Genomic DNA, 24,560 nt, shown 5'->3' on the forward strand with positions numbered 1-24,560 from the left:
ACTTTTTTTAATGTTCGAAGCATCCGCCAGGAAAAGGCTGCCTTCATGAAAAGGCATAGTTAAGGTCAGGTATTGTATGGTTGACGGATCCATAAAGCATCGATTGACGGCGCTCGTTGAGGAAGCGGCAGGTGCCTGCATTGCGGAAGGCCTGCTGAAGCTGGAGAATCTCCCCCCCGTGGAGATGGAAATGACGAAGGAAGCGGCTCACGGGGATTATGCCACAAACCTGGCCATGATCCTGGCGTCTCCCGCACGAATGAGTCCCCGGAAGATTGCCGAAATGATTACCGGCCATCTTCGGGATGAAAGGAATATCCTTGAGAAGAGCGAGATTGCCGGCCCGGGGTTCATCAATTTTTTTGTCCGGGAGCAGGTCTGGGCGGAGGAGCTGAAGGACATTGAACGCCTTGGGAAGAGCTACGGATCGACCGATACGGGGCGGGGCAGGAAAATCCAGGTGGAGTTCGTCAGCGCCAATCCCACGGGGCCGCTGCACATCGGACATGCCCGGGGCGCGGTGGTGGGTGATGTGGTCGCCAATATCCTGGCGATGTCCGGCTATGACATCTTCCGGGAATACTACATCAACGACGCGGGCAACCAGATGAACAACCTGGGAAAATCGGTCTGGTACCGCTATCTCGAACTGCTGGGGAAATCCGTCGAGTTTCCCGACACCTGCTATCAGGGGGATTACATCCGGGACATTGCCGGAGACATTCTGAAGAAGGACGGCGACCTTTATCTGGCGAAGGATGAAGGAGAGACGATTCGAGCCTTTACCGATTATGCCGCCGGGATCATTCTCGAAGGCATCAAGGAGGATCTGAAAGAGTTTGGCATCGTCTTTGACCGGTATTTCAGCGAACGAGTCCTCTACGTGAATGATGGGGTAGCAGGGCTGCTGGCCGACCTGGAGGAAAAGGGCTTTATCTACCGCGAAGAGGAAACCCTGTGGTTCAAAACGACGGATTTCGGGGATGACAAGGACCGGGTCGTGGTCCGCAAAAACGGCGAGCCCACTTACTTTGCCGCGGATATCGCCTACCACAAGAACAAGTACGAACGAGGATTCGACACGATCATCGACATCTGGGGGGCGGACCATCACGGCTATATCCCCAGGATGCACGCCGGGATCCAGGCCCTGGGGCACTCCAGGGAAACCCTGCGCGTCGTCCTGGTGCAGCTGGTCAATCTCCTGCGCGACGGCAAGCCGGTGGCGATGTCCACGCGGTCCGGCGAATTTGTCACGATGAGGGAAGTGGTTGAGGAAGTGGGACGGGATGCCGCCCGGTACAATTTTCTCATGCGCCGGTCGGACAGTCACCTGGACTTCGACCTGGAAGTGGCCAAGAGGCAGTCCAATGAAAACCCGGTCTATTATGTCCAGTACGCACACGCCCGGATCTGCAGCATCCTGCGGATGGCCCAGGATCGGGGGATCGGAATGCCCGCATCGGCGGATGTGGATCCGCAGCTTTTGAGGATTCCGGAAGAGATCGCCCTGATCAAGGCCCTGATCCGTTTCCCGGAGATCGTCGAGGGGAGCGCCCGGACGCTGGAACCTCACCGGATCACCTTTTATCTCAACGACCTGGCCGGGCTGTTTCACAGCTACTACAACAAATACAAGGTGATTTCCGAAGACGAGGCGGTGACGAAGGCAAGGCTTTTTCTCATGAAATGCATCGCCATCGTGTTGAACAATGCACTGTTGCTGCTGGGGGTGTCCGCCCCGGAAAAGATGTAGCTCTCGTTGCGGATTTCCGTTCAGACATTTTGGTGAAACATGGCTGCCGACAATATCAAACGTTTTGAGTTTCGACTGGGAAAGTGGGGACTTACCCTCTTTGTCTTCGCCATGTCCCTGCTGCTGTTTTCGTCTTTTCTGTTCGGGATCAAGGTGGGGAAGGACATGGATGTCAACCCGGAGAAATACTCCTGGGGGATGTTGAACAAGATAGGGGAAACCACAGCTAAGCCCTGCCCGCGGAAGAGCGACAGGACCGTCATCGCGGTTCGTGAGGCTGGAAAAGAGAATCTGCCGAGCGAGAAGTCTGAATATGACCTTTCCTTTTACGACACGCTGTCGAAAAAGAGCAACAACCTGAGGAAACAGCCCTCCGGGAATGGGGCCGTCGAGGCGGTCCCCGGGACGCCGGCCGTTGTTCCGGAACAGAAGGCGGCTGCTACCGCGGCTCCACCCGCTCCGGCGGCAGGTTCTCCGGCGGCGAGTAAGCCGGCGGAAGTGAAAAAAGAGGAAAAGACAGCGCCTCCTGTCCCAAGAAAGGCAGAGGTTTCATCTCAGCAAAGAACGGAAGAGAAAGCCGTCGTCAAGGCCGTTCCCGAAAAAGTTCGGGAAGCAAAAGCCCCCCCGGAGGTAAAGAAGGCCGAACCGAAACCGGAGAAGGCGGTCGCCGCTGAAAAGAAGGCCGATGGGAAAATAGAGAAAATCATCGCGGCCGACAGGAGCCAGGTCAAAAAGGAAATCAAGCCGGCCACGCAGACCTTCATGGTCCAGGTCGGGTCTTACCGGGATAAAGCGAAAGCAGACCAGGTTGCCGCAAAAATGAAGGCCCTGGGCTATGCCCCGAGAGTCGCTCCCATGGAGTTGCCGGGTCAGGGAAAATGGTACCGGCTGACGATCGGCGGTTTTCCGAGCCGGGAAAAAGCAGCCGAAGCCGTAACGAACGCGGCAAAGAGCACGGGCTCCAGGGGATTTATCCGCCCGGAGGGGGAGGCAAAAGCGGCGGAGCCGTCCAGCCCCGTGAAAAAGAAATAGGCGGAAGACTCGTCTTTCATTCCGGGGATCCTGGAATAAACGAAATCGACAGAAGGTAAGGGGATGCGGACCCGGCACTCTGCAGATCAGGAGTGGGGAATTTCTTTATGTTTGAAAACTTAGCGGAAAAACTCGAAGGGGTATTTAAAAGACTGAAGGGACGGGGGCGCCTCGATGAGGAAAACGTCAAGGAGGCCCTGAAGGAAATCCGCATGGCCCTGCTGGAGGCGGATGTCAACTTTAAAGTCGTGAAGGATTTTATCGAGGATGTCCGTTCCAGGGCGGTCGGACAGGATGTCCTGGACAGCATCACACCCGGCCAGCAGATCGTGAAGATAGTGCATGACCGGCTGGTCGAGCTCCTGGGGGGGACGAGCAGCCAGCTGAAATTCGGCCACCGGTTTCCCGCGCCGATCATGCTCGTCGGACTTCAGGGATGCGGGAAGACGACCACGTCCGTAAAGCTGGCTCGTGTTCTCGCCAAAAGCGGCAAGAGGGTCGGCCTGGTCTCCGCCGACGTGTACCGCCCTGCAGCCATGGAGCAGTTGAGGGTGATGGGGGAGAAGATCGGCGCCCCGGTCATCCGTGCCGACAGCAGCCAGAGTCCCGTAAAGATCTGCGTCGAGGCCGTTGAGGAGGCGAAGCGGAGGGGCTACGAGGTCCTGATCCTGGACACCGCCGGCCGCCTGCACATCGACACCGAAATGATGGAGGAGCTCAAGCAGATTAAAAGCGCCGTGAATCCTTCGGAAATCCTCTTTGTCGCCGATGCCATGACCGGCCAGGATGCCGTCAACGTCGCCGCTAAATTCAACGAGCTGCTGGGAATCGACGGCGTCATCATGACCAAGATGGACGGTGATGCCCGCGGCGGTGCGGCCCTGTCGCTCAAGGCGGTCATCGGCAAGCCCCTGAAGTATGTGGGGGTGGGGGAGAAAATCGACGCCCTGGAGGTCTTTCACCCGGAGCGCATGGCCTCACGCATCCTGGGGATGGGCGATATTCTCAGCCTTGTTGAAAAAGCCCAGACGGTGGTTGACGAGAAAAAGGCCCGTGAGCTGGAGCAGAGAATCCGGAAGAATGAGTTCACCCTTGAGGATTTCAAGGAGCAGCTGCTGCAGATTAAGAAAATGGGCTCTCTTCAGGACATCCTCGGGATGATCCCCGGCTTCAGCAAGATAAAATCCCTGAAGCAGGCTGCGCCGGACGAGAGGGAACTGTTCAAGATCGTCGCCATCATAGATTCCATGACCAAAAAGGAGCGCAACAATTATCTGATCATCGATGGGCGAAGAAGAAAGCGGATTGCCTTGGGCAGCGGCACTTCCGTCCAGGACGTCAATCAGCTTCTGAAAAATTATGCTGAAATCAAGAAGATGATGAAGCGTTTCACCTCCAAGGGCGGCATGAAAGCGCTGCGCCGAGGCAATTTCCGCTTTTAAAAAAGCAAAAGCTGTGTTACAAAATAGTGCATAATCATTCTAAAATTATATCATCGGGAGGTATTTAGCAAAGAGAATGGCAGTCAAAATAAGATTAGCGCGTATGGGGGCAAAGAAGAAACCGTTTTACAGAATTGTGATATCTGATTCCGAATCCCCCCGTGATGGAAGGTTTCTGGAAATTGTCGGCAATTACGATCCGGGAAAGGATCCTGCCGAAGTGAATATCCAGGAAAGCAGACTCCAGGAGTGGCTTTCCAAGGGAGCAAAACCGACGCTGACGGTTTCTCAGCTCCTTCAGAAAAAAGGGATCAAAGTCGGGGCGTAGCAGCCGAAACGGATCTTTGAATCCTTGAAAGGTGAAAAAGCGATCCGCCGGGAAGATTCCGTCCCTCGCGGCTTCGATTTGTCTGTTAGAAAGAACGTTGTGCTGGAAGGGGATGCCGTAAAAAGTCGATATCTACAGAAGGTTTTATTGAGGATGATTCCGTGGAGGTTACGACGATGAAAGATTTGATCAAGTACATTGCTCAAGCGTTGGTAGACAACACCGATGCAGTCGAGGTTTCCGAGGTTGTCGGTGAACAGACATCTGTGATCGAACTTCGAGTGGCAAAGGAAGACCTGGGTAAGGTGATCGGCAAACAAGGCAGAACCGCAAAGGCAATGAGAACGATTCTGAGCGCGGCCTCGACCAAGCTGCGCAAGCGGGCCGTCCTGGAGATCATAGAGTAACTTTTTAATGAAGTTCTTTGAAATTGGAAAAATTGTAAAAGTTCATGGTTTGAAGGGTCGCATGAAGGTTAAATCCTATGCCGGCGCAGAGGAAGACCTTTCCTCCCTGCGCGAGGTCCTGATCGGCAGGGGGGACGGCGAAGCTACAACCTATGCGGTTAGAAGAATCGAACCTCGCGTGACCTTTTTCTTCCTGGAGCTTGAAACGGTCAATACCATCGAGGACGCCCGGAATCTCGTGGGAAGCCGGGTTTTGATCCCGGAGGATGCGCATGCCCAGCTGGCGGCGGACGAGTATTACTGGCGTGATCTGATCGGCCTGAGCGTTCTGACGGAAGAGGGAACCCGCCTGGGCTCCATCGACAGCATCTTTGCTACGGGAAGCAACGACGTCTACGTCTGCAGCGGAGGGGAGCGGGAAATTCTTCTGCCTGCGATTTCAGAGGTGATTCTGAAGATTGATCTTGAGAAGCAGGAAATGGTCGTGCGGCTGCTGAAAGGGCTTTAGGAAAGAGTCCCGTGATCCGGTTCGATATTCTTTCCACCTTTCCTGAGATGTTTGATTCCCCCTTCGGCTCCAGCCTTCTGAAGAAGGCGCAGGAGAAGGGGCTGGTTCAAATCCGCCTGCACAATATCCGCGACTACACGGAGGACCGCCACCGGATGACGGACGATGCCCCTTACGGAGGCGGCGGTGGAATGTTGATGAAGGTTGAGCCCGTCGATAAAGCCCTCCGGGAGATCGGCGCGGATCGAGAAGCGGTTCCGATCATCCTGTTAACCCCCCAGGGGCAGGTCTTCAATCAAGGCGTTGCGGAAGAGCTTTCAGCACATTCCCGCATCGTCCTTCTCTGCGGGCACTATGAAGGGGTCGATGAGAGGATCCGGACGAAGCTCGCCAACCGGGAAATCTCCATCGGGGATTATGTATTGACCGGCGGAGAGCTGCCGGCCATGGTCCTTGTGGATGCCGTTTCGCGCCTTGTTCCCGGCGTTCTGGGAAATGCCGAATCGGCGTCGGCGGATTCTCTTTCTTTCGGACTTTTGGAATATCCCCAATACACCCGGCCGAGTGAATATCGGGGGTGGGGCGTCCCGGAAGTCCTTCTGTCGGGTCATCACAAGCTGATTACTTCGTGGCGCCGGAAAGAGGCGCTGAAGCGGACCTGGCTGCGCAGACCGGACCTGATTGAAAAATTGGATCTGACGGAGGAAGACCGGAAGCTTCTCCGTGAAGTGATGCAGGGCGATCCGGAAGGTGGCGACCGTTGACCGGAGAGGCCAGGGCAGGCTATCCGCCTCCCTATTACCTGGTTCTCCTGCATTTCCCCGTTTGCAATAAAAACGGCGATGTGGTAACAACCGCCGTCGCCAACATGGATGTGCATGACATAGCGCGGGCCGCCAGGACATATGGCGTTCAGCGCTATTATATTGTAACGCCGCTGGCGGCTCAGGTCAGGCTGGTGGAGAAGATCCTTGCCCACTGGCAGGAAGGCTATGGGGCCGAGTTCAATCCCTCGAGACGGGAAGCCTTTCAGCGGGTCGATGTGAAGACGGCCCTGGACGACGCTCTGGAGGACATGGCCCGCCGGTCGGGAAAAAGGGTCCGCCTGGTGGTTACGGGTGCCGGTCTGTCAAATAATGCCCTTTCCTGCGAAACGCTCAGGGACATGATGTTGCGCGAAGAGGATGCTTATGCCCTCGTTTTCGGCACCGGGTGGGGGCTCGCAGCGGAAGTTCTGGATCGCGCCGATTACCGCCTTGCGGCGGTGAAAGGGGTTTCGGACTATAATCACCTTTCCGTGCGCTCCGCCGTCTCCATTGTGCTGGACCGGTTGTGGGGACGATAATATGTGGACGGGAAGGATCAAAAATGATAACAAGGCGCCGGAATGCGAATCGGGCGCCGGGTCCGTACGGGCAGGGAGATTGAAAAAACAAGGATAAGAATCAAGGAGGAAAGATCCTAATGGAAGTAATCGATATGTTGGAAAGAGAGCAGATGCGCGGAGATATTCCCGATTTTCGGCCCGGGGATACGATCCGCGTCTATGTCCGCATTATTGAAGGTCAGAAGCAGCGAATCCAGGCTTTTGAAGGGGTCGTCATCCGCAAAAAGGGCGGTCTGTCAAACGCCAATTTTACGGTAAGAAAGATTTCCTATGGGATCGGTGTGGAGAAAACGTTTCTCATCCATTCCCCCTCGATCGACCGGATCGATGTGGTCACCCGCGGGCGCGTGCGCAGGGCCCGTCTTTATTACCTGAGAGGTCTCCAGGGCAAGAAGGCGCGGATTAAAGAGCTGAGGAAAGTCTGATCCTTTTCTAAAACTTGAACATCGGGGATGAACCATTTCGAGCAGGAAGCTTATCAGAACGGCTATCGGGTCATTGCCGGAATTGATGAAGCGGGCAGGGGGCCTCTGGCAGGCCCGGTTGTCGCTGCCGCGGTGATTCTTCCCCTTGGATATTGCCATTCAGAAATCACGGATTCCAAGAGGCTCTCAGCGAAGAAACGGGAGCGGCTTTACGGGGTGATCAAAAAAGAGGCCCTGGCCGTGGGGGTCGGCGTGGTTGAGCCCCACCGGATCGATGAAATCAACATCCTCCGGGCAACCCTCCTGGCAATGGCGGAAGCGGTGGAAGACCTTTTCCTGCCGCCCGATTATCTTCTCGTCGACGGGCTTCACCGCGTTCCTCTCGACATCTCCCAGAAGACCATTGTGAAAGGAGACACGCTGAGTGTCTCCATTGCCTCCGCTTCGATCATCGCCAAAGTCTCGCGGGATCAGATCATGGAGATTTATCACCGGCAGTTTCCCCAGTACAACTTCCTGAAAAACAAGGGCTACGGGACGAAGGAGCATCGAGCGGCCATCCTTGCCCACGGTCCCTGCAAAATCCACCGGAGATCGTTCAAAACAACCCCTCCAAAACAACCCCTTCTGCAGACCGCCGATCTTTTTGACTGATGCGGCCATGGGGAATCTTTCAACGGGAAAAATCGGCGAAGACATGGCGGCGGCCTACCTGGAAGCAGCCGGATACCGCATCGTGGAGCGGAATTACCGCTGCCCCCTCGGTGAAATCGACCTGATCGCGCTGGAGGGCGATACCCTCGTCTTCGTGGAAGTAAAAAGCCGGCGTTCCGAAAACTACGGCCTGCCCCAGCTTGCCGTCGGTCCCGGAAAGCAGCGGCGGATCTCCAAGATCTCCCTTTACTACCTCCAGAGCCGTCGACTGGATCCCGCCAGCGTGCGCTTTGATGTGGTCGCCATCCTCCTGCGGCCGGAAAAAACCTCCATTGAACTGATCAAGGACGCCTTCGAACTGGCCTACGGGCGATAGCCGTTTCCCGGTGGAGGCCTTTGACGTGTGCCGGGGCCTGTTCGCGGCTCATGCTATCAGCCGCTTGTGCATGGCGGTGACGGCAAGAGGGAAAAAGACGGCGCAGAACAGGGAAAGATAGAGGAGCCCCCAGAGCAGGGAGGCGTCCAATCGGCCGGCACCGAGGGAGCGGGTCATGTCGACCAGGTGGGTCAGGGGCAGGGTGTAGGCCAGAAGACGGGCCCACGAGGGCAGGGCCTCCAGGGGGAAAAACGTCCCGCTGAAGAGGTACATGGGGGTAATGAAGAGAAAGATCGGGAGATTGAAGAGGTCGATGGTTTTGACCTTGCCCGTGAAAACCATGCCCAGCGATCCGAAGGCGATGCCGCCGAGAAAGGAGAGGGGAAGGATCAGCAGGGCGGAAGGATAGCTGACCAGGCCGAAGAGGCTGATGACGGAAAGCATGATGAGGGTGGCCAGAAAGGATTTCGTCGCTCCCCAGAAAATTTCTCCGGTGATGATCTCTTCAAGGGTCAGCGGGGTGGCCATCATGGCGTCGAACGTTTTCTGGTAGTACATTCGGACATAGGAACTGTAGGTATTTTCGAAGAATGCGTTGTTCATGATGTTGATGGCCAGAAGCGCCGGGGCGATAAACTGGACATAGGTCACCTGCGAGCCGCCGTAGTCGATTCTGCCGACGAGGCTGCTGAGGCCCACTCCAAAGGCGAGGAGGTAAAAAAGAGGCTCCAGCAGGGGAGGGAGAAAGCTCACCTTCCAATTCTGTCGGTTGACTACGAGGTTCCGATACCACACTTTCCAGAAGCGCCGGGTGATGTTGCAGGCTCTCATGGGCTTAATCCCTCAGCTCTCTGCCCGTCAGCTTCAGGAAGACATCCTCCAGGGTGGCCATGCGCAGAATGCAGCCGTCGTTGCTGCAGCGGGAAGAGATTTCCTGATAGAGCGTATTCCTGTTTTCTCCGTAGATCATCACGCGAAGCCCGAGATTTTCGTATGCCAACCCCTTTTCTGCCACGAAATCCAGGAGTGCGGGCTCCGGTTCGGCCACTTCAATGACATTATGCCCGACGTAGGTCCTTATCAAATCTGAAGGGATTCCCTCCACGAGGATGCGCCCCCTGTCCATGATCATCAGCCGGTCGCACAGCCGTGAGGCCTCGTCCATGTAGTGAGTGGTGAGGAGAATGGTCAGCCCGCCTTTTTTCAGCTCTTCCAGCTGCTGCCAGACGGAGTGCCGCGACTGGGGATCGAGGCCCGTTGTGGGCTCATCGAGAATCAGAAGGTCGGGGTCGTTGATCAAGGCCCTTGCAAGGACCAGGCGGCGCATCATTCCTCCGGAAAGCTCCATCACCTTGTCATCCCGCCGGTTCTTCAGCGCGACAAAGGAGAGAAGCTTCTCGGCCCTCTCCCGGGCAAGCGGCCGGGGCAGATTGAAGTAGCCGGCGAAGATCTCCATGTTCTGAAAAACCGTCAGATCGGGGTCCAGGTTGTTCTCCTGCTGGCAGACGCCGATTCGGGCTTTGATGGAGCGCAGATTGTCCCGCACATCCATTCCGAAGATCCGCAGCGCGCCCCCGGTCATGGGGGAAAAGCCGTAGAGCATGCGGATGGCCGTTGTCTTGCCGGCGCCATTTGGCCCCAGGATGCCGAAGCATTGCCCGGCCGGAACGGCAAAGGACACATCGTCCACAGCGGTGAAGGAGCCATAGCTCTTCCGCAGATGGAACGCCTCGAGAATCGGTGGGGAAGGGGAAACGGTCCGGGTATCCATACTCACAATAAAATCACTGGTGGACGGCTGATCGGATATGCTTGAAATATACAGCAACGGAGGAAAACAGGAAAGACAAAGATGTGAAGGGCGTCTTTTTAAAGGGTTACAAGGCCTTCACGAATGGCGTATTTGATCAATTCCGCCGACCGGCTTATGTTCAGTTTCTGGGCGATGTTCCGCCGATGAGTCTCCACGGTCTTCACGCTGACAAAAAGATGGGAGGCAATTTCCTTGGCGGTCATCCCCTCCGCCATGAGCTGCAGCATCTCGCGCTCCCGCGCCGTCAAAGACGGGGCGCTGTCCTGGGTCGCATCCTGGGAGTTGGATTTGGTGATGTAGCTTTTAACGACGATGTCTGAAATCATCGGGCTCAGGTAGGTATGGTCGGAGACGACGGTTTTGATGGCCTTGGCGAGCTCTTCGAAGGCGCAGTCCTTCAAGAGGTATCCGGAAGCGCCGGAGGAGAGCATGCCTGAAACAAACCGCCGATCCGAGTGCATGGAGAGAGCAATGACCTTGACTCCGGGGATGCTGTTCACAATTTCCCTGGTGGCATCGATGCCGTTGAGATCCGGCATGGAAATGTCCATGATCACGACGCTGGGCTTGAGTTCCTTCGCCAGTTTGATGGTTTCCCTGCCGTTTTCAGCCTCTGCAATGACCTTCATCCCGGGTTGGGATTCAATGAGCGTTTTAAGTCCGTCCCTGATGATTTTGTGATCATCGGCGAGTATGACGGTGATTGCCATGTTGAGCTCTCCCTTTAACGACCCTCTTTTGTCCCATGGGGCGCAATGAGGGTAAAATGCGTTCCTTCCCCCCGTTTGGAGCGGATCTGAAGCTGGCCGCCGAGATTCTTCAGCCGTTCATGAATGCTGAAAAGGCCGAATCCTCCCCGCCAGTCCAGGGGGGTTCCGATTTTCGATACTTCGAATCCGGCGCCGTGGTCGATAACCTCAATTTTAATCTGCTTGCGGTTCGTTCTAAGGATGAGCTCCGCTTCTTCCACCCCGGCATGCTTGACAACGTTCATGAGAAGTTCCCTGGTCGCCTGCAGGAGAAAGATCTGAAGGTCCTCATCAATGGATACGGAATGATCTTTTCCCTTGTAGATAATCCTGAGGTTATGTTGTTCTGCAAAGTATTGCATTAACCATTCCAACGCTGCGTTCAAACCCAGTTCGTGAAATACCGGGGGGCTTAACTTGGTCATCAGGGAACGGGTTTCTTTGATGGCCTGCTTGACGAAGCCCTGTATCTCTTCAAGCGCTTCGGCGAAGCCGCTGTAGGAAGCCAGGGCATGGAGCATTTCCAGCTTGATCCGCGTGATCGCCAGGGTCTGGCCGATGTGATCGTGAAGCTCCGTGGCGATTCGGCGCCGTTCGCGCTCCTCCGTGGTGATAAGGGCCGATGTCAGCGCCCGGAGCTGCTCATGGTCGGAGCAGATATTCTTCTGCGTCTCCCGGTGTTCCGCGATTTTTCTCCGCAGCGCCTTGTTGATGCTGGCCAGTTCAGCCGTCCGCTGGGAGACATTCTTCTTCAGCTCCTGCTGCAGGGCCTCTTCCGACTGTTTCTGTTCGCGAAGATCGGTGAGAACGGAGAGAAGAAGAGGGGCATTCCCGGTTGACGTTTCATAGAATGCCGTATCGAGACGGATCGGGAAAACCGATGCCGCCTTGGGAATCTTCAGCCGGATTTCGATGCCCTGATTCGTTTTATCTGCAGCGCAGGCCGTTAAATGCGTCAAAAAATTGTGCTGAGAGTCCCTGGAGACGAAGCGGAGGAAGGACTGCCCCGGGAGAAGATCTTTGTCCCCTTTGCCCAGCAGGGCAGCACCCGCCGGGTTGATCTGGAGGATGCGCGCCGCCTCATCGATGAGCATGCAGCCGATGGGCATGCAATCAAAAAACTTTTCCGGCACCTGTATGCCGGGGTTCTCTGTGACGCATAGTTGCGCCGCGGATCCGCTGAACGGCTCTAGCCTGTTCTCCCGCGGCGCATTCGGCAGGGGTTCGCGCAGGCACAACAGGGAGTAGGCGTCGGCTGAAGCTGCTGTCTTGGATATTCGGGAATTTTTTATCATCGCTTGTTCGGGGTTTATTGAAATTTGGCCTTACGGGGCGTCCGGTGGAGCTGTCGACCCTGTCGGGTTCTTCCGATTCAAAATAACGGGTGTGTTTCCAGGAAAAACCAGTTATTAAACATGCCTGAGTCAATATTCATGCCGTAAAATACTCATATCTGAAATAACTCTGAAAAATAATGCCGCTTCTGGCAAGGAGATTGGGTAGAGTCAAAGCGACGGGTTAAAAAAGGTAGAAAAGATGGCAAGGACCTGACGGTCATTCAGCAGCAGACCGTTGCGACCTTCAATCGATTGCGGCGCCATCGTGCTAAATGAAACAGGGGGACTCGCGGTCCCAAACTTGCTGTTGTAAGGAAAAACCCTGACATATCGCGTACGACAAATTACTGACAGGGTTTTAATTCTCGTTGATTACATTCAAAAGATCCATGACTTAGGTGAAATATTGTACTCTAAAATGATTTATAATCAAGATAAATTTTAGAAATATTTCGCACAATAGGTCTTTTTTGATCTTAGATTGTAAGATAATGGTAGAGAAAAAGGACCAGGAGGTTCAGGGAAAATGCTTACGCCTTTCAAGTTAACCCATCTCGGTGGGGAGCACTGTGTCACCGGTTCATGCCATCTGGTGCAGGCCGGCGGACAGAATTTTCTTGTCGACTGCGGAATGGTGCAGGGGGAGGACCGGGGTCTGTCCATGGAAAACTGGCCGGTCAGCCCCGGGCAGATCCATTGCGTCCTTCTGACCCACGCCCATATCGACCATATCGGGCGGCTGCCGGAGCTTGTTCGCAAGGGGTTCCGCGGAGAGATCCTCGCCACCCACCCGACCAAGGCCCTCCTGATTCCCATGCTCCGGGACGCCCTGAGCTTTTCCGATTGGGGGGAAGAGGAGACATCGGCAACGGTCCGCAGGATCGAAGCGATCAGTTGGGGCTTTGAATACGGGGAGCCCTTTGCCTTGAAGAACGGCCTCCGCTTTACCTTCCACCGGGCGGGGCACATCCTGGGTTCCGCCTCTGTCCTCCTGGAATCGGAAAGCCCGCGGTCGTCCATCCTGTTTTCCGGCGACCTGGGTGTAAAGAACACGCCCATTCTTCCCGATCCCGACCCTGCGCCGGCCTGCGATCTGCTGGTCATGGAATCCACCTACGGAAACCGTCTCCATGAGAGCCGTTCGGACCGTGTTGAACGGCTGGGTCAGGCCCTGGTGCGGGCCTTTTCCGACGGCGGCAAGGTCTTCATCCCGGCTTTCGCCCTGGGAAGAGTCCAGGAGCTGCTCTATGAGCTGAATCGGCTCCGCACGGACGACGTTCTGAAGGAGAAATTCCCCCAGCTGGCAAAACTTCAGCGCATCCCGGTCATGGTGGATACGCCCCTCGGACTTGAATTGGCGAAGATCGCGTCGAGCCTTTCCGCATACTGGGACCGGGAGGCGAAGGCCCAATTGAGGCGGGGCGACCATCCCCTGAATTTCGATCGCCTCTATGCCGTGACCAACTCCAAGGACCACCGAAGGCTCCTGGAATCGAAGGGGCCGATGGTGATTCTCGCGGGAAGCGGCATGTGCACGGGCGGGCGTATTTTGGATCATCTCAAGGAAGGCATCGAAGACCCCAGAAACGACATCGTCTTTGTGGGCTACCAGGCCCACGGCACGCCGGGGCGTTATATTCAGGAATATGCCGGGAAGCCCGGGGGATATGTGGAACTGGACGGGGAGCGCCGCTCCATCCGGGCAAAAATTCACGTGCTGGGAGGATATTCGGCCCATGCGGACCAGAAGGAATTGGTCGAGTGGGTGGAATCGATGCCGGAGAAGCCCAAGGCCATCAAGCTGGTCCATGGGGAGGCGGGGGCAAGGGAGGTTTTGGGGGATGTTCTGAGGAGCCGGGGGTATGAGGTGGTGTGACTTTTTTTTGTCCATAAACAGGTCACGTGCCTATGGGCAAAAAAAGGGAATCCTATTTTTCAAGCCATTGCCACAGCGGCATCAGGCGGATCGGACGCTCGGCATCCTGCCATTTGAAGGTTTCCATCCGGTCGACCGTGTCATTGAGAAGCAAAAGGTCATCGCAATGCAATTCCTGTGAAGCCTTGATCAGCGCCCGCATTTCTCTTTTCAGGGTCTTCGGATGCGAAATGTCCGTGCAGACCTGAATCAACTGTGAAATGTGCAAACCTTCTTTGACGACAAAATCCACTTCCTCATTCTGGGAGCTTTTCCAGGAGAACAGGGAAATTCTTCCGGCAATTTCTTCTTTTTTCAGGGCGATCGCCACAAGATTTTCGTAAAGCGCTCCCCGGTCTTCGCTGAAGCTAAAACCTGCCGACACGGCCAGTCCGTTGTCGGTGCAGTAGACTTTCTTGTTGCGCCCCGTCTGATCTTTTACTTTGAAGGAGAAACGGGGAATCAGGAAAAAAAGGTACGCTTCCAGCAGATGGTGAACATAACGATCGACGGTATGAACACTGCGGCATCTCGTCACTCGGGAAAGGACATTGAAGGAACACTCCCGGGCAAGGTTCGACATCAAATAAAGGGTCAAGTCTTCGATCCCCTGCACCGAACGAATTCTGAACCTCTTGACGATGTCCTTGTACAGGGTGGAATGCAGAAGCGTGCGCAGGTAGTCGCGGCGGTCGATCTTCTTGAGAAGAGGTTCCGGATACCCTCCCTGTTCCGCGTAAGTCTCCAGTGCTTCTCTTTTCTCAATCTCCGTTCTCTGATTGTTCAAGGTCGACAGGTACTCGCCGAAAGAAAATGGAAACAGAACATAGTTGGCGTGGCGTCCTGTGAGATGTGTGGCCAGCTCCGAACTGAGCAGGTTGGCGTTGCTGCCGGTAATGAGAAGTCGAAAATCCTGTCTTTGCAAGCGATTTACAAACATTTCCCAACGGGGAAGATTCTGTATTTCGTCAAACAGGAGATAACGCGGATTATTGTAGACCGTGTTTACGGCGCTGATGATTTCGTCGTAATCTCCGGTGATGGTCAATCGCTCATCATCAAAATTGACATAACCAAAGGAACCGGTCTTTGAAATCAGATGAACGGCATAAAACGATTTTCCAGCTCGTCGCGGCCCCGTGATGACCTTGATCCGATCATCTTCCGGATCCAGAGAAACGGACAGCTTCCGCTCAAAATAGGACTCCTGAAGACGGTTTCCCAGCTCTCTTTTTTGAACAAGAATGATATCTCTTAACACAAATCACCTATGATGCATAAAAAACTGGATTTTTATGCATCATAGGTGATTTGTGTCCAGTGTCAAGCAAAAGTCTTTGCCACTTCGCGATTGTAAAAAATTTTAATAATATTTAATGCTTATATTTCTAATATTGCTCATTATGCCTGTGTCCTGAGAAACCGGGGGTGGACGCTGGATCACAGCGGCGGCGGATTCCACTTTGCCTGCCTCGATTTGACGGCTGCCCAATGCCAGGATCTTCAGCAACGCATAATGGCAACCAAAGGAATCAGAATAAACAGAGGAATCAAAAGAACAAGAGGAAGAACAAGGTAATAAAAAAGGTTTTCTCTTGAGGGAAGAAAAAGAATGAGGCAAGGGGGACTATCGAACTGTTGCTACAGGGGGAGGTTTACGCCCGGGTGGCCACCCAAAATCCCCCACCTGTGGCCACTTGAAAATCCCCCACCCAGCGGTTGTTTTTAAGACCTGAAAACCAGGTTTTCAAAAGCACCTTCACAAACGGTTGGCAGAACGTTACAGACTCCCATTTTATATACCTGGGAGGAAGAGAAAGGATGAACGTTTTGCAGCCGGACAAGAAAGCAGCAATAATTACATTACTTACCAATGGCATCAGTCAGCGCGAAATCGAGCGCAAAGTGCGCGTGGATCGCAAAACCATCCGTAAATATGCCCGTATGGTGGGAAGCAACAAGCCGATTGGCGAAGGTAACTCAAAATCCCCCGAAGTGGCCATCGACTCCGGAGAGGGTGTTGATCAAAATCCCCCACCCCGGCCACCGGTTCAGGAGGCGTCAGTATCCGCATCTGAGTCGTCAGAGGATGAGTATCCCATGTCGGCCCATGCCCGCTCAGCCTGTGATCCTCACCGTTTATGGATTGAGGAACAGGTACGCCTGGGGCGCAATGCCGTCTCCATTTATCAGGACCTGGTTGAACGATTTGCCTTCGAGCACAAATACAACAGCGTGAAACGGTTTTGCCGTGGACTGCGCAGAAAAGATCCTGTCCAGTATGACCGGCTGGAGTTTCCACCTGGCGAGGAGGCGCAGGTGGACTACGGTCTCGGCGCTCTCACACGTAAACCAGGCACAAACACATACCGCCGTCCCCGATTGTTTGTCATGACGCTGAAGTATTCCCGCCGCTGTTTCCGGAAGGTTGTCTGGACATCAAGTCAGGTGGTATGGGCCAAACTGCATGAAGAGGCCTTCCGGTATTTTGGCGGGGCTACGCGATATGTGGTTCTTGATAACTTGAAGGAGGGGGTCATAAAGCCCGATCTCTATGAACCGGGGTTAAACCCGGTTTATGCCTCTGTCTTGGCTCATTACGGCGTTGTGGCGGATCCTGCCCGCGTAGCAGATCCCGATCGCAAGGGCAGCGTTGAAAACGCGATCCAGCACACCCAGGACACAGCCCTGAAAGGCCGCCGGTTTGAAAGCATCGAAGAACAAAACCAGTGGCTTATGCACTGGGAAGAACGCTGGGCCTCCGTACGGATTCACGGCCGGATGAAACGGCAGGTCCAGGAGATGTTTGAGGAAGAAAAACCGTTTCTCCAGGCTCTTCCATTGAGCAGCTTCTCCTACTTTTCCCAGGAAACCCGCACGGTTCAGGATGACGGCACCATCCAGGTCCACGACTGCTATTACGCCGCATTGCCCGCCCGGCTGCATACCAAAGTGATGGTGCGCATTTACGACTGCGAGATTGAAATCATTGATCCTCAAACGCTGACTGTTTTGCGGCGGCATCCAAAAGGCACCCGCAAGGGGATGGTCGTGATTGAGGAAAAAGACCGGATCTTCAATCCTTCCCGACAGACGTGTTATTTATTGGCTCAGGCCGCGGCGATCGGTCCTATTACGGAAAAACTGTGCAAGCAACTGTTTGAAGGGGAGGGCCGGCAGGGGCACCGCCGCATGCAGGGCATTGTTGCGCTTGCCCGCAAACATTGTGCTGCTCATATTGAGCAGGTTGCCCGGATGGCCCTTGAACGGGGGCTTTCTTCCTCCAGAATCATTCGAAAGCTGGTTGAGGATTTAGACAAAGCAACCACCCCGGAGAAGTCTTCCGACGAATTGACCCGGGAGCACAGTCTCATTCGTTCCCCACAGGACTATGCGCTTTTTTTTGAAACCCACGCAGCCGGCAACGGTCGTCATCCCCGTATACTTCAGTGAAAGGAGGAATCATGAGAACGATTGAAGAAGTTGAGAAACACCTCCGATCGTTGCACTTGCACGGCATGGCCCAGACCCTTCAAGCCCGCTGTCTGCAGGCACAACAAAACGGATCAATGAGTGTTCTGGATGTCCTGACAGAGCTTGTTCAAGATGAATTGGACTGCCGGCAATCACGATTGATTGAGCGACGTTTTCACAGCTCCGGGCTGGATGAACGAAAGATGATGCAGGATTTTGACTGGTCTTATAATCCCCGTCTCCCCAGACAGGAGATTCTTGAGCTGATCAGCGTAAAGTTTGTGCAATCTGCCGCCGATGCGCTTTTGATCGGCCACCCCGGCACTGGTAAAAGCCACATTGCCAAAGCGGTTGCGCATGCCGCGATCCAGGCCGGTTATCAGGTGGCCTACCGGGAAGCGCAATGCTTCTTTGAAGACATCTTTGAAGCCACGCAAACAGGAAAGCGCAAAAAGCTGTTCAAGCTGTTCTGCGGCGCCGATCTTTTGGTGATTGATGATCTGTTTCTGAAAAAACGTCTGCCGCAGGCCGCCGCTGATGATCTGCTGGATGTGATTCTGGAGCGCTATCGCCACCGAAGAAGCACGATGATCACTTCAAACCGGCCGATTGAGGACTGGGGAAAGCTCCTCGGCGACAATGCTACAGCTTCGGCCATTCTGGACCGTCTGTTGCACCGCGGGCATCTGCTGAAATTTGAAGGAAAGAGTTACCGGCTCAAGGAGGCTTCTAAAAGACTTGCGTTAGAAAAGAAAAATAACTAGCTTAACACCTGTTCTGCCGACCTTGGGGTGGGGGATTTTGACCCGGCCACAGGTGGGGGATTTTCAAGTGGCCATCCGGGGTTTACGTCGGGGTTACCAAAAAAACACCTTCCAGGCTGATTTTCGATGAGCCAGGTTGTTCATAAAAAATGCAGAGCCAATTCTGACTCTGCATTTCTGTAATAAACCGATTGTGTTTACTTCCGTTACTTTTGAAACTTTTTTCTAAGTCCTGTCAATCCAAGCAATCCAAAACCAAGGAGCATTAGAACGTTCGGTTCAGGAACAGACCGGTGCACCAAGAAGTCTTGAGTATTAACACCACCATTGGGCGGCGGAGTATGAACAAGGGATACATTGGAGCTTGGTTCGCCAAAGGTTAATCCAGAGACGACTGCCTCAAGTGCTGCAGCATTGGCAAAAGAAGCACCGGAAATATACGTAAAATTAGTTCCCCATAATTTCTCCCAAATAATAAGTTGTGTCTCCTCTTTACCATATGACCAGCCATTATAATATTGTTCTGCCACCCAAGCAGCATTTTTCAAATCAAGGGGGACAGGCTGCAGCTCAGCCAACCCCGTCCCAGCGGTCACAGCTTCAACGCAAAACGCGTCAAGTACACCGTATTCGTTTGTTGTTAAATAGTATTCTGTATAATAATTGCCGCTGCCATTGGGTAAGTTTACGTTTGCCGAGTTGCCCGAACCAAAAGTAATTTGGGTTACAGTTACTGGGTTCGCGATTGCGGTACCTGCACAAATTAACGTAAAAATAATCGCACAAAATAATATTTTTTTCACGTTATCTAACCTCCTTGTTTATTTGTTACGGTTCAGATATCAAGATTGGGGCCAGAATTATATGTCATTGATTCGATTGATTGATATGATTTTTTAGGGCTTATCGTGATAATTGATTGTGTAAAGAAACTGTACGTGTCAAAAAAAGTTTAACCTGACACAATAAAAAATAAATATATAAATATTAATTACTTATGGATGTTCTTGCTTCTGTTTAAAAACGTAATGTTTATTTACACTTTTCATAGCGGTCTGACCACTTATTGGTAGTCAGATTTGCACATGCTGTTACCAAGTTAGTTTTTGCATCATCGTTCACCGTGATCTGATACCAGTGGTAAGCTCACTTGTCCGTTCTCTGAGACGGTCAGTATTGACAAGTCTGCCACCTGGAAGCTTTAATTGTGGTACCATCTCCTTAAGGACAGGAGGAGTTGCCGATTATTTCCAGCGAGGACTTAATGGATAGGCATTTATCATCTGCACTAACGACAAAACCGGGGAAAATCCATTCTGTCGCCCGACTACCAGACGATACGCGATTTCCTGGACAAGGATGGTTACCAGGCTTCCTGGATTTTTTGTTTCCTGAAATGGATGGATTATCAAGCTTTTGTGCTAAACTTGCATCTCATGAAATAGCACAGTTTTTATTGTCGGAATATCTTACAAATAAACACAAGACTAAAGGTGTGTCATAATGTACTGTATATATTATTATTCTTCAGTCGCTGGTTAAAATTATTCCAAATAGTGTTGTGTAACTTTACAATCGTAAAGAATCATTAATATCACACAATTTGAGATCTGAATTTGTCGACCCAATTAAAAATGCTATAAATATTAAGCAATATTAACCTGTTGCCAGTTGACAATGATGAGAATAACTTTCCTATTTTCTGCCTGGCACATTGCTTGCCCCATCAAGTCGCGTAAGGTACTGAGTCAGAATGCCGGCAGTACATTCTGTACCGAAAGAAGTGGGGTTTAACGTTTTAAAAAAATAAGTTGAGGAAGGAGAGACGAGGGTGAAAAAACTAGGGATTCTTATGATGGCATTAATTGCTTGTATGATGCTGTCCAGTACTGCAATGGCAGACAGTCCCACACTGCAGGAAATCTTAAACAATATTACTGTAGGTCCCATTGCAGGCAAAAGCTCTGTTAATGTGGAGACGGATAGGATGGCTAATGACTCATACTGGAGCATCACCGGAAGTGGTGGTTCATTATCCACAATGATTATCGAGGTGGCTGGTTTGGCAGCGCAAAATGGTTTTGGCGTCTATGACATGTCAAACTCGAATAAGAAAGTGGAGCTATTTTCTGGGGCGGCGACAACGGGTAGTCAGGTAACCTTGGGGATTACCACGATTGGTCAAGTATATGTCAAAGGTGAGTATAGCGGTGTTAATTTTGCCGCTAATCGCTTTGGATTTTACATTACCACAGGGAACGGCGAGACATTTTATTCTGATAATTTGTTGAATAACGGAGAAGATCATATGCTGGCGTTCCAAGGCAAGAATGTAGATACTATTCAGATTGGTCAATGGGCGCCAGGCCTGTGGACGAACAATGAATACGCCTTAGCATTTGAGGATCTTAGCACAGGAAGTGATTGGGATTATAACGACATGGTGGTGATGGTTGAGTCGGTGACAAATGTTCCTGAGCCAACTACCTTGACGCTTCTTGGTGCAGGTTTGATGGGATTGGCATTCGCTCGCCGCAAGAGGGATGATGCGTAGTATTAAACGCTAAAAGGAACGCTTCTATTAAAGACAAGAAGGGTCAGGTATTTAGCCTTTCTTGTCTTTTTTTATTGTAAACGCCTACTATAGCCATAATTAATTTTAATGAGCTATTTTTTCGAAATCCCCAGTTTATCCATCAATTCATAAAGCGTGGGACGGCTGATCCCAAGCTTTTTAGAGGTCTTGGTGATGTTGTCTTTGCAGAGGGCAAGGGTTTCGATGATAAGAGCTCTTTCGATCTGCTCCCGAGCTTCTTTGAGGGTCAGGTTTCCATTGCCGTTATGATTGCCGCTTATTTCCAGATCCGCGGGTGATATCTTTCTTCCCTCGGCCATAATGACGGCGCGCTTGATGGAATTTTCCAGCTCTCGGATGTTTCCCGTCCAGGAATGGCTCAGCAGCGCATTGACGGCAGGCTGTGAAAATCCCGAAACCTTTTTATTGAGTTCATGAGAAAACTTCTGCAAAAAGGCATTCGCCAGGAGCAGGATATCGCCCTCGCGTTCTCTAAGGGGCGGCAGAGCGATGGTGACTACACTGATCCGGTGATACAAATCCTCCCTGAAGCGTCCTTCTTCCATCCTTTGCTTCAGATCGCGGTTGGTTGCCGCCAGCACACGGACATCGATGCTGATCTGCTTACGGCCTCCAACCCGTTCGAACTTCTGCTCCTGGAGAAAACGGAGCAGCTTGACCTGGAGGGCCATGGGCAGCTCACCGATTTCATCAAGAAACAGGGTGCCGCCCTGTGCTGCCTCGACCCGTCCCTTCTTCTGCATGTGGGCGCCGGTGAAGGCGCCTTTTTCATGGCCGAATAGTTCGCTTTCCAGAAGATTTTCCGGGATCGCGCCGCAGTTGATCACGACAAAGGGTTCGTCCTTTCGGGAGCTCAGCCGGTGCATGGCCCGGGCGACCAGCTCCTTGCCGGTGCCGCTTTCTCCCGTGATCAAAATGGAAACATCCGTTGTGGCCACCTTGCGGATGACGGCGAAAACCTCTTGAATCTGAGGACTCGCCCCAAGCATTCCTTCAAAGGAATCTTCATTCTGAAGTTTTTTCTGGAGATTGAGCTGTTCTTCTTCAAGACGATGAATATGGAAGGCACGCTGCAGAACAACCTTGAGTTCATCAATCTGGATGGGCTTGTAAAAATAGTCGTAAGCGCCAAGGCCGATGGCGCGAAGGGCATGTTCCTTTTCGACACGCCCGGTGATGACGATGACTTTGGCCTTGGCATGTTCCTGGATTTCCGACAGCGTGGCAAAGCCCTCCTGGGTATCGGCCGGATAAGGTGGGAGACCGAGATCAAGGGTGATGACGGAAGGAGATTCCTGTTTGACCAGGGACATGGCGCTTGACCGGTCTTCAGCCAGCAGCACCTGATAATCCTTGTTCAGCGCCCATTTCATCTGCTTGCGGACATCTTCATCATCTTCAACAATAAGAAGCTTGTCTTTTTCCATTGGATTTTCCGAAACTTAACTCCTGCTGAGGTTTTCAGAGGCCGGTGACGGGGAGGAGAATACGGAAGGTCGTTTTTTCTCCTTCAATGCTTTCCGCTTCAAGTCTTCCCCGATGAGCTTCGACAATCATTTTACTGTGAAAGAGTCCTATTCCCATGCCGCTTTTTTTGGTGGTCTTGAAAGGGTGGAACAGAGACTTCTCAATAAACTCCCTGGACATCCCCTGACCATTGTCGCTGAAGCAAATTTCGATCCAGTTCCCGTGCAATCCCGACGAAACCTGGATAAGAGGGTCGCTGGAAGAGGCAACGGCATCATTGGCATTGAGCAGAAGATTGACCAGAACCTTCTGAAGCTGTTCCGGATCGGCATCGAGGTTCGGCAGCGGCTTCAGATCTTGAGTCACCCGCGCTTTCAAGGCGCCGTTAAACCCGGCGAGAGTTGTTTTCACCAGCTCATTCAGATCCACCTGGGTCTTCTGAAGATCGATCTTTTCCCCGAGGGACGAAAGACGATTGCACATGATTTTAATCTTGTCAACGCTTTGCGACATCATCTGTATCGTATCGTTTCTAAATTCCTCGTTGTCGAAATGGACCGGAAGATTTTCCATGGTCAGGGATAGTTTTGACGCCAGATTTTTAAGATCATGGATAAAAAAGGCGGACATCGTCCGGAAGGCTTCCTCCTCCTTAACCTTTCTCATCTTCTCTGAAAGTTTGACAGTCAGAAGACTGCCGGCGGCCTGGTCGGCAAGGGTGCTGAGCAGCTCCAAATCTTCAAGGGAAAGGGGATCATGGCCGATGCGCTCACCAACGGTCATCAAACCGGCCAGTTGATCTCCGGAAACCAGCGGAAGGGCATAATCAATCTTCAAAGACGAGCAGAGATCCCGGTTTTGCAGATTCTCCAGGATTTTTTGTTTATCCCTTCTGAAATCATAATCAAGGGGAATTTTTTCCTCCCTGATAGCCTTGGCCAGTTGAAAAAGATCCTCTTCCGCGGATTCCGCATCCGGTATGTCGCTTTTTGACAAGGCCGTCGACCCCAAAAGAACCAGTCGTTTCTCTGATTCATCGGTTACCCAGAGACTGACGGACAGGACGTCCAGCGTGCGGGAAACCATTCCGGCAATGGCCTGGCATAACGGGGCAAGATCCAGAACAGACCCTGTCGTGTGGGTAAAGGTCTGCCATTCCTTCCGGTAATCGTAAAAGGGGCGACTGAAGTGCAGACTGACAAATCTTTTCAGGCGCCGCCGAAGCCGATCGGAAAACAGGAAGATGGCCAGACCCAGGAAAAGAAGAAAGATGAGGAATGCCTGGGAAGGAACGGTATGTCTGCCGGTAAGAAAAGGCGCCGCCTTTGCGATCAGGGCGACGGCGATCAGGTAGAGGCCGATGAAAAGAAGGGTGAAGGAGGCGTAAAGGAAGGAATGGGAGAGATAAAAACGAACGGCCAGCGTTTTTGATCGGTAGAGAGAAAAAAGCATCAAGGGGCAGGCCACAAGAAGGGCAATGCCGTTGACGGCCAGCAGGGACGTGTCCAGTGTATGATACAGGATGGCCTGGCTGTCGGTAAAAATCCTGACACCAAAAAGGCTGCCCACGCCCAGGATGAGAAATTTAATCTGCCAGCGGATATGGCCGACGGATGTCCGAAGGGTCTTTTCCAGATTGATCAGGACCAGCACTGCGCCGAGAAGAGACAGGATATGATAGAGATAGCCGGACCATCCCAGCCGCAGAATCCATATTTCTTGACTGGATAGAAATAGCACCGGCTGTTGAAAAAATTTGCCGCCGAAGAGGGTAGGCAGGATGACAGGCAGGATAAAAACGCAGAGAATCGGCCATTTCCAGGCCTGGAGAAATATCTTGTAGTTGCTCCTGGCAAAAGAGAGACTGAATACAAGCCAGATGCCCGGCAGGAAACTCGCGGCAACAAGGCGGAGATGCTGCAGTCGCAGCGCGGTCAATGAGGAATCTGTCAACAGGCTTAACGCTGATAATGTCGAATCGGCCGCCAGCAGCAGCATGCCCAAAGCAAAGATCCGAGTTACAAAATCCCGCCAGTTCTGAAAAACAGTAAATCCCGCCAGAAGGATGCAGAAGAGCGCACCGGCAAAAAAGATCAAAAAATCAGAATTCATGTCGGAATGACATATCCA

Annotated in this window: 23 protein-coding genes; 15 read left to right on the forward strand and 8 right to left on the reverse strand. The window is 52.8% G+C overall.

All coding sequences use genetic code 11. The features are described from left to right. The first annotated feature begins 76 nt into the window (after positions 1 to 76). The 11 genes from argS (at position 77) to ACJ77P_RS05130 (ending at position 8,315) form a co-directional block, all read left to right on the forward strand. Entirely contained in the window at positions 77 to 1,756 is a 1,680-nt protein-coding gene (gene argS, locus ACJ77P_RS05080; protein ID WP_367361382.1) for an arginine--tRNA ligase, read from the forward strand. A 39-nt stretch (positions 1,757 to 1,795) separates the two neighbouring features. Then, entirely contained in the window at positions 1,796 to 2,788 is a 993-nt protein-coding gene (locus tag ACJ77P_RS05085; RefSeq protein ID WP_367361383.1) for an SPOR domain-containing protein, read from the forward strand. 107 nt (positions 2,789 to 2,895) lie between these two features. Next, positions 2,896 to 4,230 carry a signal recognition particle protein gene (gene ffh, locus ACJ77P_RS05090; RefSeq protein ID WP_367361384.1) on the forward strand — a complete coding sequence of 445 codons (1,335 nt, stop codon included), beginning with the start codon at positions 2,896 to 2,898 and terminating at the stop codon, positions 4,228 to 4,230. Between the two features lie 76 nt (positions 4,231 to 4,306). Next, on the forward strand, positions 4,307 to 4,558 hold the full coding sequence (rpsP, locus tag ACJ77P_RS05095; protein WP_367361385.1) for a 30S ribosomal protein S16: 252 nt from the start codon (positions 4,307 to 4,309) through the stop codon (positions 4,556 to 4,558). A 176-nt stretch (positions 4,559 to 4,734) separates the two neighbouring features. Continuing rightward, on the forward strand, positions 4,735 to 4,965 hold the full coding sequence (locus ACJ77P_RS05100; RefSeq protein ID WP_041585032.1) for a KH domain-containing protein: 231 nt from the start codon (positions 4,735 to 4,737) through the stop codon (positions 4,963 to 4,965). Positions 4,966 to 4,972: 7 nt separating this feature from the next. Then, positions 4,973 to 5,473, forward strand: a complete 501-nt coding sequence (rimM, locus tag ACJ77P_RS05105) for a ribosome maturation factor RimM (protein WP_367361386.1) — start codon at positions 4,973 to 4,975, stop codon at positions 5,471 to 5,473. Positions 5,474 to 5,484: 11 nt separating this feature from the next. Continuing rightward, positions 5,485 to 6,237, forward strand: a complete 753-nt coding sequence (gene trmD / locus ACJ77P_RS05110; RefSeq protein ID WP_367361387.1) for a tRNA (guanosine(37)-N1)-methyltransferase TrmD — start codon at positions 5,485 to 5,487, stop codon at positions 6,235 to 6,237. After that, positions 6,234 to 6,818 carry an RNA methyltransferase gene (locus ACJ77P_RS05115; protein ID WP_408999165.1) on the forward strand — a complete coding sequence of 195 codons (585 nt, stop codon included), beginning with the start codon at positions 6,234 to 6,236 and terminating at the stop codon, positions 6,816 to 6,818. The genes trmD and ACJ77P_RS05115 overlap by 4 nt, the downstream gene beginning before the upstream one ends. Before the next feature lie 119 nt (positions 6,819 to 6,937). Beyond that, positions 6,938 to 7,285 (forward strand): 50S ribosomal protein L19, encoded by a 348-nt coding sequence (gene rplS, locus ACJ77P_RS05120; RefSeq protein ID WP_367361389.1) that lies wholly within the window; start codon positions 6,938 to 6,940, stop codon positions 7,283 to 7,285. 27 nt (positions 7,286 to 7,312) lie between these two features. After that, positions 7,313 to 7,939, forward strand: a complete 627-nt coding sequence (locus tag ACJ77P_RS05125; protein ID WP_367361390.1) for a ribonuclease HII — start codon at positions 7,313 to 7,315, stop codon at positions 7,937 to 7,939. 7 nt (positions 7,940 to 7,946) lie between these two features. After that, positions 7,947 to 8,315 carry a YraN family protein gene (locus tag ACJ77P_RS05130; protein ID WP_367361391.1) on the forward strand — a complete coding sequence of 123 codons (369 nt, stop codon included), beginning with the start codon at positions 7,947 to 7,949 and terminating at the stop codon, positions 8,313 to 8,315. 48 nt (positions 8,316 to 8,363) lie between these two features. Here ACJ77P_RS05130 and ACJ77P_RS05135 read toward each other — a convergent pair whose 3' ends face one another. The 4 genes from ACJ77P_RS05135 to ACJ77P_RS05150 form a co-directional block, all read right to left on the reverse strand. After that, positions 8,364 to 9,146: an ABC transporter permease gene (locus ACJ77P_RS05135; RefSeq protein WP_367361392.1), complete on the reverse strand. Its 783-nt coding sequence runs from the start codon at positions 9,144 to 9,146 to the stop codon at positions 8,364 to 8,366. Positions 9,147 to 9,150: 4 nt separating this feature from the next. After that, positions 9,151 to 10,086 (reverse strand): ABC transporter ATP-binding protein, encoded by a 936-nt coding sequence (locus tag ACJ77P_RS05140; RefSeq protein ID WP_408999396.1) that lies wholly within the window; start codon positions 10,084 to 10,086, stop codon positions 9,151 to 9,153. Positions 10,087 to 10,184: 98 nt separating this feature from the next. Further along, a complete protein-coding gene (locus ACJ77P_RS05145) occupies positions 10,185 to 10,838 on the reverse strand; it encodes a response regulator transcription factor (RefSeq protein ID WP_367361393.1) in 654 nt (217 codons plus the stop codon). A gap of 14 nt (positions 10,839 to 10,852) precedes the next feature. Continuing rightward, positions 10,853 to 12,172: a histidine kinase gene (locus ACJ77P_RS05150; protein ID WP_367361394.1), complete on the reverse strand. Its 1,320-nt coding sequence runs from the start codon at positions 12,170 to 12,172 to the stop codon at positions 10,853 to 10,855. A 568-nt stretch (positions 12,173 to 12,740) separates the two neighbouring features. On the opposite strand from ACJ77P_RS05150, the gene ACJ77P_RS05155 reads away from it, so the two are divergent. Further along, the gene (locus tag ACJ77P_RS05155; RefSeq protein WP_408999166.1) at positions 12,741 to 14,090 is read left to right on the forward strand and encodes an MBL fold metallo-hydrolase; all 1,350 of its coding nucleotides are present in this window, start codon (positions 12,741 to 12,743) and stop codon (positions 14,088 to 14,090) included. 52 nt (positions 14,091 to 14,142) lie between these two features. Here ACJ77P_RS05155 and ACJ77P_RS05160 read toward each other — a convergent pair whose 3' ends face one another. After that, complete coding sequence (locus ACJ77P_RS05160; protein WP_367361396.1) at positions 14,143 to 15,390, reverse strand: ATP-binding protein; 1,248 nt, start codon at positions 15,388 to 15,390, stop codon at positions 14,143 to 14,145. A 560-nt stretch (positions 15,391 to 15,950) separates the two neighbouring features. Between ACJ77P_RS05160 and istA the strand changes: the two genes are divergently transcribed. Together istA and istB are read left to right on the forward strand one after the other, a co-directional pair. Further along, positions 15,951 to 17,582 carry an IS21 family transposase gene (gene istA / locus ACJ77P_RS05165; protein WP_408998265.1) on the forward strand — a complete coding sequence of 544 codons (1,632 nt, stop codon included), beginning with the start codon at positions 15,951 to 15,953 and terminating at the stop codon, positions 17,580 to 17,582. A gap of 11 nt (positions 17,583 to 17,593) precedes the next feature. Continuing rightward, positions 17,594 to 18,367 (forward strand): IS21-like element helper ATPase IstB, encoded by a 774-nt coding sequence (istB, locus tag ACJ77P_RS05170; protein ID WP_408998266.1) that lies wholly within the window; start codon positions 17,594 to 17,596, stop codon positions 18,365 to 18,367. Positions 18,368 to 18,573: 206 nt separating this feature from the next. On the opposite strand, the gene ACJ77P_RS05175 is transcribed toward istB, so the two are convergent. Next, on the reverse strand, positions 18,574 to 19,170 hold the full coding sequence (locus tag ACJ77P_RS05175; protein WP_367361397.1) for a PEP-CTERM sorting domain-containing protein: 597 nt from the start codon (positions 19,168 to 19,170) through the stop codon (positions 18,574 to 18,576). Between the two features lie 1,028 nt (positions 19,171 to 20,198). On the opposite strand from ACJ77P_RS05175, the gene ACJ77P_RS05180 reads away from it, so the two are divergent. Further along, complete coding sequence (locus ACJ77P_RS05180; RefSeq protein WP_408999167.1) at positions 20,199 to 20,921, forward strand: DUF4114 domain-containing protein; 723 nt, start codon at positions 20,199 to 20,201, stop codon at positions 20,919 to 20,921. A 113-nt stretch (positions 20,922 to 21,034) separates the two neighbouring features. Here ACJ77P_RS05180 and prsR read toward each other — a convergent pair whose 3' ends face one another. Beyond that, positions 21,035 to 22,390 (reverse strand): PEP-CTERM-box response regulator transcription factor, encoded by a 1,356-nt coding sequence (gene prsR / locus ACJ77P_RS05185; RefSeq protein ID WP_408999168.1) that lies wholly within the window; start codon positions 22,388 to 22,390, stop codon positions 21,035 to 21,037. A 34-nt stretch (positions 22,391 to 22,424) separates the two neighbouring features. After that, the gene (gene prsK, locus ACJ77P_RS05190; protein WP_408999169.1) at positions 22,425 to 24,542 is read right to left on the reverse strand and encodes an XrtA/PEP-CTERM system histidine kinase PrsK; all 2,118 of its coding nucleotides are present in this window, start codon (positions 24,540 to 24,542) and stop codon (positions 22,425 to 22,427) included. Between the last annotated feature and the right edge of the window lie 18 nt (positions 24,543 to 24,560).

Origin of the sequence: Syntrophus buswellii (assembly GCF_046097065.1) — a bacterium.
In the GTDB taxonomy this organism is placed as follows: domain Bacteria; phylum Desulfobacterota; class Syntrophia; order Syntrophales; family Syntrophaceae; genus Syntrophus; species Syntrophus buswellii.